The sequence below is a fragment of the Streptomyces olivochromogenes genome (assembly GCF_021538895.1).
GTDB lineage: Bacteria > Actinomycetota > Actinomycetes > Streptomycetales > Streptomycetaceae > Streptomyces > Streptomyces olivochromogenes_A.
The window spans coordinates 32,892-47,810 of record NZ_JADDRL010000007.1; the positions used below are offsets into that span (position 1 = coordinate 32,892).

The following is a 14,919-nucleotide window of genomic DNA, read 5'->3' on the forward strand; positions in this document are numbered from 1 at the left end:
CGCCGATGCCGGTGTCGCCGCCGGGAGCAGCGTTCCTCAGGAGCGGGCCGCCTCCGGGTGGAGGTGCACCCAGCCCTCCCAGGCCGACGTGATCATGTCCTGGACGTCGTGCTTGGCCTTCCAGCCGAGTTCGATGGCGATGCGGTCGGCGGAGGCGACGACGCGGGCGGGGTCGCCGGGGCGCCGTGGGGTGACGGTCGGGGGACGGTCGTAGCCGGTGACGGCGTTGATGAGGTTGATCATCTCGCGCACCGAGACGCCCTCGCCCCGGCCGATGTTGAGCGTCAGTGCGAGGCCGGGCGAGGACTGGAGGGCGCGGGCCGTGGCCACGTGCGCGTCGGCCAGGTCCACCACGTGGATGTAGTCGCGCACACAGGTGCCGTCCGGGGTCGCGTAGTCGTCGCCGAAGATGCGCGGGGGCGCGTTCTCCGTGAGCTTCTCGAAGACCATGGGGACGAGGTTGTGGACGCCCACGTCCGCCAGGTCCGGACGCGCCGCGCCCGCCACGTTGAAGTAGCGCAGCGAGGCCGTGGCCAGGCCCGTCGCCCGGCCGGTGGCCCGGACCAGCCACTCGCCCGCCAGCTTCGTCTCGCCGTACGGCGACATCGGCGCGCACGGCGTCTCCTCCGTCACCAGTTCGACGTCCGGCATGCCGTACACGGCGGCGGACGAGGAGAAGACGAAGGAGGGCACCCCCGCCGCCGTCACCGCCGCCAGCAGGACGCGCAGGCCCTCCACGTTCTCGCGGTAGTAGAGCAGCGGACGGTCCACCGACTCGCCCACCTGCTTCTTCGCCGCCAGGTGCACGACGCCGGTCACGGCGTGCTCGGCGAGGGTGCGGGCGAGCAGCTCGCCGTCCAGCGTCGAGCCCATCACCAGGGGTACCCCGTCCGGTACGCGATCGCCGAGGCCGCTGGACAGGTCGTCGTACACCACGGCCTGCTCGCCGGCCTCGGTCATCGCCCGTACGACGTGCGCCCCGATGTAACCGGCACCGCCGGTGATCAGCCAGGTCATGTGCGGCCGTCCCCTCAGTACGTTCGGTCCACTTCCAGTGAAGCAGGCGGCTTCCGGTCGAGCAGGCGGCGATCAGCGGGGGAGGGCGGCGCCCACCTGCGGGGCGGCCACCTGCGGGGCGCGGGAGCGGGCGGCTGCGCCGGGGCGCGGTTCCGTGAGCGGTACGGGCCGCGTGGCCACGGGCCGCGTCGAGCGCCACAGCCGGGTGAAGGACAGGACAGCGGCGGTCGCCAGCAGGCCGTTGCGGGTGAGCATCAGCAGGCAGCCCGTCCAGGTGCAGCCCACGACCTCGCCGTACAGCCCGGGGTAGGCGACCGCGCTGATCGCCGTGGCCGCCACCACCAGCGCGGCGACCGTGCGTTGGGTGGTGCGCCGTGAGGTCAGGCACACGGCGGCGAGGCCGAGCAGCCAGATCATGTACTGGGGGCTGATGACCCGGCTGGTGACGGTGAACAGCAGCACCGCGCAGAACGCGGCGTCGTAGGGCGTCGCCTCGCTCCAGCGCCGCGCCCGCACCCGCCACAGCAGCAGGAGCGCGCAGGCGGCCGCCGTGAGCGCGAGGGAGGCGGTCGCGACGGCGGAGACGTACGGGCCGACGAGTTCCATCGCGCCGTACTGGTAGCGCACGCTTCCCCGCCAGCCGGCGTGCCGCGCCAGGCTCAGCGCCGTACCGCCCAGGGATTCGATCTGCACGCCCCGGCCGCCCTGCTGCCGCAGGAAGGCCAGAGGATTGTTGAACGATGCCGCGAAGATCCCCAGGGCCGCGGCCCCGGCCGCGGTCGCCCATGTCCACGCCGACCGGGTCTCCCGCCCCTTCGGCGTCCCGAGCAGCGCCAGCGCCGGCCACACCTTCACCAGGGCGCCCAGGGCCGCGAACGCGCCGCACGCGCGCGTGGAGCGCGTCATCGTCAACAGGGAGATGACGGCGAGCGCGGTGACCTCCACGTCGTACCGGGCGAGCGGGATGTGCAGCAGCAGCGGCAGACAGCCGGTCCACAGCGTCGCGCCGAGCAGGCTGCGGCCCGGCCGCGTGCCCGCGCGGACGAGCACGGCCGTGATCAGCGCGTCGGTGGCGAGCGTCAGGGCCACGAACGCCTGAAAGTACGTGAGCCCCGGCAGCAGCCCCGGCGCGAGCAGCACCGCGCCCGCGCCCGGCGGGTACTGCCACAGCGTGTCGTGCGCCGGAAAGGTGCCGTGCGACAGGACGCCGTACCAGTGGTAGTACAACCGCCACACTTCACGCGCGACCGCTCCCTTGCCGAGGGACGGCTCGTTGTTGTGGGCGAGGAGCCACAGCATCAGGGCGCGGGAGGTGAACCAGAGGAAGGCGAGGGACACGAGGGGTACGAGGGGGAACTGACGGCGATTCATCATTCAGGAGCGTAAGCCGCCCGGATGGTGTATACGTGCTGATACGCCGTCAATACCCGGCAAAGGTTGGCTAATCACAAAAGATCAGGCCGTGGTGAACATCGGGCCCATGCTGAAACCGCCGCTGAGAGCGCCGTCGAGGCCGCCTGCGCGGGCGCCGCTGAGACCGTCGACGAGCCCTGTCCGTCGTCGTGCGACAGCCGCCGCAATCGCCGTCCCGGCAGCCGTGCTGTTCGTCCTCGGGCTGTGGGGGCTGGACCGCGGCGGTATGTGGCGCGACGAGGCCGTCACCTTCCAGGTGGCGCGGCGCACGGTGCCGGAGATCTGGCGGCTGCTGCACGGCGTGGACGCGGTGCACGGCCTGTACTACCTGCTCATGCACGTCCTCCTCGTCCCCCACCCCGGCGAGGTCCTGCTCCGGCTCCCCTCGGTGTGCGCGGCGGCGGTGACCGCGGGCCTGATCGGCGCGCTCGGCGCCCGGCTCGTGCGGCCGCGCGTCGGACTGTGGGCCGGGCTGCTGTACGCGGTCACGCCGATGGCCGGTCACTACGCGCAGGAGGGCCGCTCGTACGCCCTGGTCGCGGCCGGCGCGACGGGGGCGACCCTGCTGCTCGTCCGGGCCGTCGCGGCCGGCGGCCGGCTCTGGTGGACGTACGGCACGGTCCTCGGCGTCACCTGCTGGCTGCACGAACTCGCGGTGCTGCTCCTCGTCGCCCACGCGGCCACGCTGGCGCTCGCGCGGGTGAGCGGGAGTGTGTGGCGGGGGTGGGGGCGCGCGGCGGTCGTCGTGGTGTTGACGCTGCTGCCGATGGTGGCCGTCTCGCACGCCCAGTCGGCACAGGTCGCCTGGCTCAGGGCGCCGACGCCGGAGCGCGCGGAGGGACTGCTGCGGGCGTTCCTGGGGCCGACGCCCGGGGTGTACTGGACGTGCCTGGCGTTCGCCGTGGTGGGGACGACCCGCCTGGTGGGGCGGCGCGGAGAGGTGACGTGCGCGGGGGTGGCACTGCCGTTGGCGGTGCTGCCGCCGGTGGTGCTGATGCTCGTCTCGCAGCTCTCGCCGCTGTACGTCGACCGGTACGTGCTGTACGCGCTCGCCGGAGCACCGCTGTTGGTGGCCGTCGGGGCGGATCGGGTGGCGGAGGCGCTGCGCCGTCTGCTGCCGTCCCCGCACCTCACCCTCGCCGGAGTCGTCGCGATCGCCCTCGCGCTCGGCCACCAGCTGCCCCTCCTGCGCCAGGACCGCCTCGCCGGCCACCGGCCCGACGACCTGGGCGCCGTCGCCGCGGTCGCCGGGCGGCAACTACGGCCCGGTGACCCGGTGTTGTTCCTGCCCTCGCACGCGCGCAACACCGCGCTGACCTATCCGGCGGGGTTCCGCGGGACGCGGGACGTGGCGCTGGCGGTGGGGGCGTCGGCGTCGGGGACCCTGTACGGCACCGAGGTCGGCCCGGACGCCCTGCGGCGCAGGCTCGCCAGGCTGGACCGGGTGTGGGTGATCGCCGAGCGGTACATGGTGAACGGGGCCGACCCGCCGCGCAGCCCCACCGAGCGGCTCAAACTGACCGTGCTGAACCAGGAGTTCGCGCTCGCCGAGGAGACCGTGCGCAACCGGTCGACGGTACGGCTCTACGTCCGCCGCACGCTCGCCGCCGACAACCCGCTCGCCGCCCACGGCCCGCTCGCTATGCGCAGCCCGGTGTCTCCCGCAGCGCGGCCGCGTCCAGAGCGGTGGTGAGTTCGTCGAGCCGCTGGCGCAGCGCGTCGATCTCGTCGAGTGCGAACCCGGTCGAGGCGACGATCCGCCGCGGCACCTGAACCGCCCGCCCGCGCAGCGCCGCACCCTCCTCGGTCAGTCGGACGTCGACCGACCGCTCGTCGCGGGTGCTGCGCTCCCGCCGCACCAGACCGGCCGCCTCCAGCCGCTTGACCAGCGGCGACAGCGTCCCGGAGTCCAGACGCAGATGCTCGCCGAGCTTCTTGACGGGCTGGTCGCCGTGTTCCCAGAGCACCAGCATCACCAGGTACTGCGGGTAGGTGAGCCCGAGGTCCTTGAGGACCACGCGGTAGACGCCGTTGAAGGCACGGGACGCGGCGTGCAGGGAGAAGCAGATCTGGTGGTCCAGACGGAGCCAGTCCTCTTCGGCGGCCGGAGCGGGGGCGGCCGGAGCGGTGGCGGCGGGAGCGGGGACGGCCGGAGTCGGCGTGGTGGGAGTCGGCGTGGCGGTCATGGCTCCAAGAGTAGCCCCGCGAGGCAGTTAGTTGTGTGCAATTGAATTGTGTGCTCTACTTGTGGTCGTGAGGGCGGCCGGACCGGGCCGCCGGAACGTGAACCTCAGTCTTGAGAGGGATGGATTTCCATGGACGCGCTCTACACCGCTGTCGCCACTGCCACCCACGGCCGTGAGGGCCGCGCCGTCTCCTCCGACGGCAAGATCGACCTCGCCCTCGGCCTGCCGGTGGAGATGGGCGGCAACGGCCAGGGCACCAACCCGGAGCAGCTCTTCGCCGCCGGTTACGCCGCGTGCTTCGGCAGCGCCCTGGGCCTCGTCGGCCGCGCCGCCAAGGTGAACGTCAGCGACGCCGCCGTCACCGCCGAGGTCGGCATCGGCAAGCAGGGCGAGGGCTTCGGCCTGAAGGTGACGCTGCGCGTCGAGCTGCCCGACACCGTGGACGAGGAGACCGGCCGCAAGCTGGTCGAGCAGGCCCACCAGGTCTGCCCGTACTCCAACGCCACGCGCGGCAACATCGAGGTCAACCTCGTCATCGAGTAACACCCGCCCTCGGGCGACGCCCGGTCACCGACCGGTACCGGGCCCCTGAACGACCCGTGCCAGCACTTCCCCCGTCCGCCGGCTCCAGGACACCACCACCGCCTCCTCGGGCACCTTGCGCCGGCGCGTGAGCAGCAGCCAGCGCACCTGGTGGCGGCGGACGTACGCGAAGCGCTCGGCGCGGGTCGCACCCGGTGAGAGATAGCCGCCCGGGTCGGTGAGAACGGCGCCGTACCCCGGGAGGCTCCGGGCGGCGTGGGGATCGTCGGTGATCACCACGTCGCCCGCTCTCATGTGCACCGCCGCCCAGTCGTACGACGGCCAGCGCGGCGGCTGTGCGAAGCCGACCGGGTCCAGCGAGCGCGGCACCACCGCGCCGGCGTGCACGGTGAGGAAGCCGAGGCAGGTCCCGCCCGCCGCCGCCCAGCCCAGCGCCCGCCGCCACACCGGCCAGGGCCGTGCCGCCGCCAGCTCCACCGCGAGCGCGCACTGCGGCGCCGCCAGCGCGAGCCCGAGCAGCCCGCCGAACCGGCCGTACACCAGCACCGGCCACTCCAGCGCGAACAACACCACGAGCGGATCCCGCCACCCGCCCCGCCGCGCCCGCAGCCACAGCGCCGGCACGCCGAGCAGCCCCAGCCAGCACTGCCCGGGCAGCCCGCTGTCGATGCCCCGGGCGAGGGCGCTCGTGCCGGAGTACGGGCGGTACCAGGCCACCAGCGCCGCCACCGCGCAGGTCAGCGCCCACCGCCCGCCCACCGCGGCGCACCGGCCACGCTGCCGGCCCGCCACGAGGGCCACCGCGCCGAGCGCCGCACCCAGCCCGACGACCGGGTCGACCAGGGCGACGACCCCGTACAGCACCCCGAGCGCCGCGAACCCCGAGAAGCTGCGCAGCCCGCGCGGGCCCACGTACCGCACCGGCCGTACGTCACGCGCCCGCGCCCCCGTCAGGGCCCAGGCCCGCAGGGCGAGGCCGGTCGCGAAGGTGGACGGATAGGCGAGGTTGCCGGTCATCGGCAGCAGGGCCAGATGGGCGCCGCCCGCCGTCGGTTCGGTGCCCCACAGCAGGGTCAGGAAGGCCAGCGCGAGCACCGGCGCCCACGGGCGGGGCGTCAGGACGCGGACGAAACGGCCGAGGCCCGTCAGCAGCACCAGCAGGTTCAGCGGGCCGAAGACCCGGAGCGCCTCCCAGCCCGACAGCCCCGTCAGCCGGGCGAACGCGGACTGCGCGAGCACGTACGGCGAGTGGAAGCCGGTGTCCGGCAGGCCCGCCCGCAGCCGCTCCACCACTCCCGCGTGCTGCCCGGCGTCGCAGCACGGCGGCACCCTCCAGAAGGCCAGGGTCATCAGCAGCCAGAACAGGAAACCGAAGACCTGGTACGGGGTGGGCCGCCAGACGCGGCCGCCGCGCAGGGCGGTCGCTCCGCGCACGGCACGCCGGGTCAGGACACCGGAGGTCACCGGACGGCCGGGACGGCAGGGAAGGGAGGGATGGGAGAGGAGGGGACGAGGCGGGACATCCCCAGATCCTTCCCGCCCTGACCGGCGGCTTTGCCTCCGCTCACCTCAACGAGTGAGCGTGCCGCTCGCCGTGCCCCTGCGCGGGCAGCGGCAGCGGCCGGCGCACGAACGGCTCCAGCAGCAGCGGCAGCCCGACCACGGGGAGCAGCCAGGCCGGCACGATCAGCCGGTCGCCCCAGATGCCGATGTCGGGGTGCCCGGCCTGGGTCAGGATCCCGGTGAACGCGGCCGCCGCCAGGAAGCAGCCGAGCGCGGGCCGCCGCACCGCGCCCCAGACGCCGGCCGCCAGCGCGACCGGGAACAGTGGCTGCCCCAGCTGCCGCCGTGCCCACTCCCGCCAGAAGTTGCCCTCCAGCTGCAGCAGCTCCGGCCACGGACGCGCGCGGTCGGGCCGGGCGAAGTGGTTCGTCAGCAGGTCCTGGAGGCTCTCGGACTCGGACGGGTAGTGCAGCAGCCGCGCCAGCAGCAGCGTCCCCAGGGCGGCACAGCAGGCCACGGCGGCGATCGCGGGGACCCCGCGTCCCACGGCCCGCCCTCGCCGCCGGCGCCGGACGGCGACCGCCGCCCCTGCCACGGCCAGGCACAGCCCGAGGAACAGCGACTGCGAGTGCTTGACCGCGAACAGCGCCAGGAGCGAGGTGCCGACCAGCGCCGTACCGGCCCGGGGACGGCCGTTCAGGGCCAGCGCGCAGCCCCACACCGCCGCCAGGGTCAGCGCCAGCATCAGGCCCTCCGTCATCGGACGCATGGCGGTCGCCCCGCACGGCAGCACGTAGAACAGGGCCTGGCCGGTCAGCGCGAACGGCACCGACACGGACAGGGTGCGCAGGATCAGGAAGGCGAGCACCCCGCCCGCGACGGTGACGAGGACACTCGCCAGCCACACGCCCCAGGTCACGCCCAGCACCGTCACGAACGGCACCAGGAACACCGGATAGCCGGGCCGCACCTCGAAGATCCGCTTCAGCCGCGGCGACACGAACGGCACGATGTGCCCCTCGGTCTGTCCGGCCCGCAGCCGCCGGTCCACCCGCTGCCACTCGTCGTCCCGGCACTCGCTCTCCACCTGCCGGGTGGGGTCCGGCCGGTGGAAGCGCACCACGTCCACGCTCTGGGTCCGCCGGGCGAGGGAAGCTTGGCCCGCGCAGACCCAGTCGATGGTCGCGGCGGCCGCCGCCCGCTTGTCCTCGCCGCTCAGGCTCAGCGCGTACGAGACGTAGTTCTTGGAGTCGGGGGTGTCCCGGCCGGTGACCGTGGCGAACTGGAGCAGCGCGAAGACGGAGGCCAGGACCAGGACCCAGGTGCGCGCCCGCATCACGACGAGGTCAGCACGTCGCGGCCGGTGACCGGGGAGGGCACCTCGGCGGCGGCCGAGGACGGGCGCGGCATCGACTCGCCCAGCATCAGGTTCCGTACGACCCGCTCGGCGGCCCGTCCGTCGTCGAACTCGCAGAACCGCTCCCGGAACGCGGCGCGCAGCCGCGCCGACTCCTCGTCCCGCCAGCTCCCTGAGGCGAACAGCCACGCCAACTCCCGGTGGGAGCACGACACATGGCCCGGCGCCTCGGCCGTGACGTCGAGGTAGGCGCCCCGGCTCGCCGTGTACGCCGGCCAGTCGTCGGCGTGGACGACGATCGGCCGGTCGAGGTTGGCGTAGTCGAACATCAGAGCCGAATAGTCGGTGACCAGGACGTCGGAGGCGAGCATCACCTCCTCGACGTGCGGCTCGTCCGTCGCGTCCACCAGCACACCGCGCCGGTGCAGTTCGGCGAGGCCCAGCCCGCGCGCGGGACCCGTCGCGAGCGCGGGGTGCAGACGGACGACGAGGGTGTGGCCCGCGCCCAGGTCCGCGGCGAACCGCGCCAGGTCCACGCGCTCCACATGGCCGCCGCGGTGGTAGTCGCGGCGGGTCGGCGCGTACAGCACGACCCGGTGGTCCTCCGGGATGCCGTAGCGGAAGCGGAACTGGCACCCGGCGTCCTGCGGCGGGTCGACCAGCGCGTCGTTGCGCGGGCTGCCGGTGCGCGCCGAGGTGAAGTGGCAGGGGTAGGCCCGCTCCCAGGCCAGTTCGGAGTGGCGGTTGGCGACCAGGCTGTAGTCCCAGCGGTCGGCGCGGCGCAGCATCTGCGGTACGTCGAAGCCGTACCGGGCGCCGGGCTTGTCCAGCAGGTCGGCGCCCATGTACTTGACCGGGGTGCCCTGGTGGGTGTGGATGTGCACGTTGCCCGGCCGCTTGACCAGGCCGCCGGGCCAGTTGACGTTGTTGACGAAGAACGTCGCCCGCGCGGTGAGCCGGTGGTACGCCGCGGAGCCGAGGAGCACGTGCTCGACGCCCGGCGGCAGCTGCTCGGCCTGTTCCCGGTCCCGGACCACCCACACGCCCCGGATGTGCGGCGCGATCTCCCGCGCCTTGCGGTAGACGGCTGCCGGATCGCCGAGCACGCCCCGGTGCGAGAACGCCGAGTACACGGCGAGTTCGGGGTCGAGGGGGCGCAGGCCGTGCAGCCCGGACCAGCCCCGCCCGAGCCGCCCGCCCAAGGCGTCGCGGGCCTGGAGCCCCCGCCGCCCGAGCTCCCGGCCGGCCCGCCCGGCCTGCCGCCGCGCCCGGTACACCGCGTACGGCCCTTCCAGCAGGGCCACTTCTCCGTCGACCAGGGCGTCCTCGGGCTTGTGCCGGCGGAACAGCTCCGCCGTCAGCCGGAAGAACTCGGCCTTGTCGCCCGGCGGCAGCCGGTCCGGTTTGGCGAGGATGTCGAGGCAGTGCTCGCCCATCTTGCGGTGCAGATAGGGCCGCCACTTCCACAGCTCGGCACGGGAGTCGACGAACGCGAAGACCCGCTCGTACTGGGCGTGCACGTCGAAGTGCTTGCGGCTGGTGGTGGACAGGATGTTGCCCTGGCGGCGCTGCCGGTAGTTCAGGCAGATCCGGTCCAGGGCCGCGATCCGCCCGGCGCTGAGCAGCACCGGGAACGTCCAGGGCGTGTCCTCGTAGTAGCCGGGCGGGAAGCGGAACCCGTTCTCCTCGACGAAGTCGCGCCGGTAGACCTTGTTCCACACCACCATCAGCAGATCGAGGATCTCCGGATGGTCGGCCGCGGTGAAGGTGCCGTCGCCCGCCTCGGCCAGCACATGGGCGAGGACGTTGCGGCGCGTCCCGCCCCACCAGTAGGTGCGCGCGTAGTCGAAGACCAGCACGTCCGGGTCGCCGGCCTCGTCCAGGCGGTCGGCGATCGCGCGCAGCGCGCCGGGCGTGAGGGTGTCGTCGCTGTCCAGGAAGAAGAGGAAGTCGCCGGTGGCCTCGGGGAGTCCGGCGTTGCGGGCGCGGCCGAGGCCCACGTTCTCCGGCAGGTGCAGCACCTTCACGCGCGGGTCACGGGCCGCGTACTCGTCGAGGATCGCGGCGCAGCCGTCCGGCGAGCAGTCGTTCACGGCGATCAGCTCGATGTCGTGGAAGCACTGCTCCAGGACCGAGTCGAGGCACTCGCGCAGGAAGCCCTGCACCTTGAAACAGGGGACGATGACGCTGAAGCGGGGCACGGCGGGTCAGCTCCTGACGAGGGTCGCGGCGGCGGGGGCGGGGATGCGCTCCGCGAGCGGGATCACGGGCGGGATCGCCTCCGGCGGCTCGCCGAGCAGCACCCGCCGTACGACGCGCTCGGCGGCCCGCCCGTCGTCGAACGGGCAGAACCGCTCCCGGAACGCGGCCCGCAGCGCCCTGGACTCCGGTCCCCGGTACGAGCCGTCGTGGAAGACGCGCGCCAGCTCCCCGGGTGTGCGGGTCACCGGGCCCGGCGGCTCGGCCATGAGGTCGAAGTAGACGCCGCGCGTCTCCCGGTAGACCTCCCAGTCGTCGGCGTACACGACGATCGGCCGGTCCAGGTTGGCGTAGTCGAACATGATCGACGAGTAGTCGGTGACCAGCGCGTCCGCGGCCAGGCAGACGTCCTCGGAGGAGCGGTGCCCGGTGACGTCGATGATCCGGCCGCTGTGGCGGCCCGGACCCCGGTCGTAGAAGTAGTGGGCGCGCAGCAGTACGACCACGTCCTCGCCGGCCGCCTCGCAGAAGGCCTCCAGGTCGAGGCCGGTCTCGAAGCCGGTGTGGTGGTCGCGGTGGGTGGGCGCGTACAGGACGGCGGTGCTGCCCTCCGGGACGCCGAGTTCGCGCCGGATCCGGGCGACGTCGTCCGCGGTCGCCGTGTAGAAGACGTCGTTGCGCGGATAGCCGTACTCCAGCGCCTCGTACGAGCCGGGGAAGGCGCGCTCCCACATCTGGGTCGAGTGGGGGTTGGAGGACAGGTTGAAGTCCCAGCGGTCGACCCGGCCGAGCAGCTTGGCGAAACTGCCGGTCTGGGCGGCCACCACCGGGTACGTCGACTGGTCCACGCCCATCTTCTTCAGCGGGGTGCCGTGCTGGGTCTGCAGATGGACGCTGCCCGGCCGCTTGACCACGCCCTCGGCGAAGTTGGCGTTGTTGATCAGGTACTTCGCGCGGGCCAGCACCTCCCAGTAGCGGCGGCTGCCGATCACCACGTGGTCGACGTCCCGCGGCATCGTGTGCGCCTGGTCGGCCTCGACCAGGAACACCGAGCGGATGTGCGGGGCGAGTTCGCGGGCCTTGGCGTGGATCGCGGCCGGACTGCAGGCGTAGCCGCGGCCCCAGTACGCGCAGTACACGGCGAGCCGCGGGTCGAGGGGGCGGCGCAGCTGACCGCGGTAGAGCAGCCGAGTCCGCAGCATGCGGGGACGCGGCAGGCGCTCGACCGCCTTCGCCGCCACCTGGTTGGCGGCCCGCAGCGCGCGGAACGCCGTGTACGCCCCCGCCGCCAGCAGCCGGTGCTGTACGCCCACGCTCCCGCCCGGCACCCGGAAGCCGGCCGGGCGGTGGTGGCGGTAGAGACGGCGGGCGCGGCGGAAGAAGGCCCGGTGCCCGGAGGGCAGCCGCTCGGGGCGGGAGGCGGTCTTCAGGACGACCGCGAACAGCTGCTCGAACAGCGGCCGCGACCGCTCCGCGTCGAGCCGCTGTTCGGCGGCCCGGGTCAGCACCAGGTCCACCTGGTCCAGGAGTTGGTGCTGGTGCGCGCCCGGCAGGTTGAGCCGGCTGCCCTCGCGCCGCAGCCGGTGCCGGACGAGCACCGAGCCGAGGACGGCGATCCGCTCGGCGGCGATCGTGGTCAGCCCGCCCCAGCCGAGGTCCGTGAAGTGTCCTTCGGGGAAGGTGATGTGCTGTGCGGCGACGAAGGAGCGGCGGTAGGCGGCGCTCCACGCCGGGAGCGGGACGCCGGTCAGCCGCGGCGCCCGGGCCGGGGGGAACGCGCCCTTCGGCGCCCCGGCCAGCAGGGGCGCCGCGGGGTTGGTGGGCTCGCCCTCCCACCACGGCGTCCGCTCGTGCTCGAAGTAGAGCACGTCGACGTCACCGGTCCCGGCGAGCCGGGTGTCCAGGGCCGCGAGCGCCCCTGGCAGCAGCAGGTCGTCGCCGTCGAGGAACAGCAGATACGCGCCGGTCGCCGCCCGCATCCCGGTGTTGCGCGCCCCGCCCGGCCCGGCGGAGGGCGGCGAGTACACGACGGTCACCCGGGAGTCCCGCTCGGCACGGCCGGCGGCGACGTCCGCGGCCGGTGAGTCCGGCGCGTCGCAGACCGGGATCAGCTCCAGGTCACCGAAGGACTGCGCGAGGACCGAGTCCAGCGCCTGGGACAGCCGCCCGGCGACCCCATGGGACGGGACGATGATGCTGAAGCGGGGCATTCTGCTCTTTCTTGTGTCTGTCCTGACGTCCAGGCCCTGTCGTCCTGGGGCTCAGGCCGTACGGAGGCGGCCGGGCCGCCCGGCCGGCCGCCAGGTGGAGGGCCGGGTCGGGGTGGGCCGCGAGGTGCTGGGGGGCATCGGAACTCCCGATAGGCCAAACGGCGTTCAGTGGCTCTCGGTGACGGGGAGAGGGACAGAAGGTTGCGACAGGGTTGCGAGCGGGGGTCGGGTGAGGGCCGAGGCCGCCGACGGCACGGGGTGGCGCTCGGCGAGCGGGATGAACGCCGGCAGCCCCGCCGTCTCGCCCAGCACGACGTGCCGTACGACCCGTTCGGCGGCGCGCCCGTCGTCGTACGGGCAGAACCGCTCCCGGAACGCGGCCCGCAGCTGGCTGGAGCGCGAGCCGCGCCAGTGGTCGGTCGCGAAGATGTCGATCAGCTCGTCCTCGCCGCGCGCGACCGCGCCCGGCGGGAAGGAGCGCAGGTCGAAGTAGGCGCCACGGGCGGCCTCGTACGCCTCCCAGTCGTCGGCGTGGATGACGATCGGCCGGTCCAGGTTGGCGTAGTCGAACATGATCGACGAGTAGTCGGTGATCAGCGCGTCCGAGGCGAGGCAGAGGGACTCGACGCTCGGGTGGTCGCTCACGTCGATGATCCGCGGGCCCTGGCCCTGCGCGAGGGGGCCCGCGTGCCACAGGTGGGCGCGGGCGAGGATCACGAAGCGCGGGCCGAGGCGGCGCGCCACGCGCTCCAGGTCGAGGGCGGCGCACTGGGTGCGGCGGTAGTCGCGGTGGGTGGGCGCGTACAGGAGCGCCACCGAGCCCTCCGGGACGCCGAGTTCCTCGCGCAGCCGGGACACGTCCGCCGAAGTGGCCTTCTGGAACACGTCGTTGCGCGGGTAGCCGTACTCCAGCGTGGTGTAGCGGCCCGGGTAGACGCGCTCCCAGGTCAGGGTGGTGTGCCGGTTGGCGGACAGCAGGTAGTCCCACTTGTCGACGCCCCTCAGCAGGGCCGCGAAGTCCGTGTTCCGGGCGGCCGCCGGGCGTTCCTGGAGGTCGAGGCCCATGTGCTTGAGGGGGGTGCCGTGCTGGGTCTGGACGAAGACCTGGCCCGGACGTTTGACCAGCCGGCGGTCGAAGTTGACGTTGTTGACGAGGTACTTGGAGCGGGCCAGCGCCGTCCAGTAGGCGGCCGTGCCGGCGCGCAGCCGGCGCGGGCCCGGCGGGAGCGTGTGGTGATGCTCGGGGCGGGCGATCCACGCAGTGCGGATGTGCGGGGCGTGGCTGCGGAACGCGGCCTCCAGGGCGCCCGGATTGCAGGAGTGACCGCGTCCCCAGGAGGCGGCGAAGACGGCGCGGTCGGGGCGCAGCGGGAGGCGCAGCTGGACGCGGTAGTGCAGCTGGAGGGCGGCCGCCCGGGTGGCGCGGGCGAGCTTCGCGGCGAGCTTGCGGGCGCGGCGGCGCGCGGACATGGCCAGCTGGAGCATGCGGTAGGTGCGGTGCAGGCCCAGACGGACCAGGGTGTGGCGCAGCCGGGAGCGCAGCGGGACCGGGGCGCCGGGGGCGTGGTGGCGGCGGTAGTGGGCGCGGGCCCGGCGCAGGAACTCGGCGCGGGTGCCGCGCGGCAGCCGGTCGCGCCGGGTGAACACGGTCGAGAAGTGGTCGATCATGCGGCGGAACAACACCGGCCGCCACGGGGCGAGTTCGGGCCGCTCCTCGACGAACGCGAAGACACGGTCGTACTGCTCGAAGATGTCGAAGTGCTTGCGGCTGGTGGTGGACAGGATGTTGCCCTGCCGGCGCTGGCGGTAGTGCACGCAGACCCGGTCCAGCGTCGCGATCGACTCCGCCGTCATCAGGACCGGGTAGGTCCACGGGGTGTCCTCGTAGTAGCCCGGCGGGAACACGAACCCCTCGCGCTCGACGAACTCCCGCCGGTACGCCTTGTTCCAGGCCACCATCAGCACCCGCAGCAGCCCGGGGCGGTCCGCCAGCCGGAACGGGGCCGGGCCCTGCTCGGTCAGCGCGAGCGAGACCTGGTTGCGGACGGCCTCGCCGGACCAGTAGGTGCGCGCGTAGTCGTAGACCAGGAGGTCCGGTTCGTCGGTCTCCTTGATCCGGTCGGCGATGGCGCGCAGCGCGTCCGGGGTCAGCGTGTCGTCGCTGTCCAGGAAGAGCAGGTAATCGCCGCTCGCGTGCTCCATGCCGACGTTGCGTGCCGGGCCGAGCCCCTGGTTCTCGCGCAGATGCACCGGTCGCACCCGCGCGTCGCGCGCCGCGTACTCGTCGATGATCGCCCCGCAGGCGTCCGGCGAGCAGTCGTTCACCGCGATGAGTTCGAGATCGGGATACGACTGCGTGAGCACCGAGTCCAGGCATTCGGACAGATACGCCTGGACCTTGTACGCGGGGACAATGACACTGAACCTGGGCAAGGGACATCCATGGGTCGGTCGGCGCGGGCGTTCTGCCCGGGAACGGCCGATGGAGTGA

The 14,919-nt window shown here is 73.5% G+C and carries 10 protein-coding genes; 2 read left to right on the top strand and 8 right to left on the bottom strand.

What is annotated here, in order from left to right:
* Nucleotides 1-36: 36 nt before the first annotated feature.
* Nucleotides 37-1,017, bottom strand: coding sequence for a UDP-glucose 4-epimerase GalE (gene galE, locus IPZ69_RS05160; RefSeq protein WP_235452607.1), 981 nt, complete (start codon nt 1,015-1,017; stop codon nt 37-39).
* 72 nt (nt 1,018-1,089) lie between these two features.
* The gene (locus IPZ69_RS05165; RefSeq protein WP_235452608.1) at nt 1,090-2,391 is read right to left on the bottom strand and encodes a glycosyltransferase 87 family protein; all 1,302 of its coding nucleotides are present in this window, start codon (nt 2,389-2,391) and stop codon (nt 1,090-1,092) included.
* Nucleotides 2,392-2,614: 223 nt separating this feature from the next.
* Here IPZ69_RS05165 and IPZ69_RS05170 point away from each other — a divergent pair, with 223 nt between their 5' ends.
* Nucleotides 2,615-4,123 carry a glycosyltransferase family 39 protein gene (locus IPZ69_RS05170; RefSeq protein ID WP_308407425.1) on the top strand — a complete coding sequence of 503 codons (1,509 nt, stop codon included), beginning with the start codon at nt 2,615-2,617 and terminating at the stop codon, nt 4,121-4,123.
* Here the strand turns inward: IPZ69_RS05170 and IPZ69_RS05175 are convergent.
* A complete protein-coding gene (locus tag IPZ69_RS05175) occupies nt 4,071-4,616 on the bottom strand; it encodes a MarR family winged helix-turn-helix transcriptional regulator (protein ID WP_235452609.1) in 546 nt (181 codons plus the stop codon). The two genes, IPZ69_RS05170 and IPZ69_RS05175, sit on opposite strands and share 53 nt — an antisense overlap.
* 129 nt (nt 4,617-4,745) lie before the next feature.
* Here IPZ69_RS05175 and IPZ69_RS05180 point away from each other — a divergent pair, with 129 nt between their 5' ends.
* Complete coding sequence (locus IPZ69_RS05180; RefSeq protein WP_235452611.1) at nt 4,746-5,159, top strand: organic hydroperoxide resistance protein; 414 nt, start codon at nt 4,746-4,748, stop codon at nt 5,157-5,159.
* Nucleotides 5,160-5,183: 24 nt separating this feature from the next.
* Here the strand turns inward: IPZ69_RS05180 and IPZ69_RS05185 are convergent, their stop codons facing one another.
* The 5 genes from IPZ69_RS05185 to IPZ69_RS05205 all read right to left on the bottom strand — a co-directional run bounded on the left by IPZ69_RS05185 (nt 5,184) and on the right by IPZ69_RS05205 (nt 14,861).
* Nucleotides 5,184-6,623, bottom strand: coding sequence for a hypothetical protein (locus IPZ69_RS05185; protein WP_235452614.1), 1,440 nt, complete (start codon nt 6,621-6,623; stop codon nt 5,184-5,186).
* A 100-nt stretch (nt 6,624-6,723) separates the two neighbouring features.
* On the bottom strand, nt 6,724-7,998 hold the full coding sequence (locus tag IPZ69_RS05190; RefSeq protein ID WP_235452617.1) for a hypothetical protein: 1,275 nt from the start codon (nt 7,996-7,998) through the stop codon (nt 6,724-6,726).
* Nucleotides 7,998-10,220, bottom strand: coding sequence for a bifunctional glycosyltransferase/CDP-glycerol:glycerophosphate glycerophosphotransferase (locus IPZ69_RS05195; protein WP_235452619.1), 2,223 nt, complete (start codon nt 10,218-10,220; stop codon nt 7,998-8,000). Before IPZ69_RS05195 ends, IPZ69_RS05190 begins: the two co-directional genes overlap by 1 nt.
* Nucleotides 10,221-10,226: 6 nt before the next feature.
* On the bottom strand, nt 10,227-12,428 hold the full coding sequence (locus tag IPZ69_RS05200; protein WP_235452621.1) for a bifunctional glycosyltransferase/CDP-glycerol:glycerophosphate glycerophosphotransferase: 2,202 nt from the start codon (nt 12,426-12,428) through the stop codon (nt 10,227-10,229).
* Nucleotides 12,429-12,593: 165 nt separating this feature from the next.
* Nucleotides 12,594-14,861, bottom strand: a complete 2,268-nt coding sequence (locus IPZ69_RS05205) for a bifunctional glycosyltransferase/CDP-glycerol:glycerophosphate glycerophosphotransferase (RefSeq protein ID WP_235452623.1) — start codon at nt 14,859-14,861, stop codon at nt 12,594-12,596.
* Nucleotides 14,862-14,919: the final 58 nt, after the last annotated feature.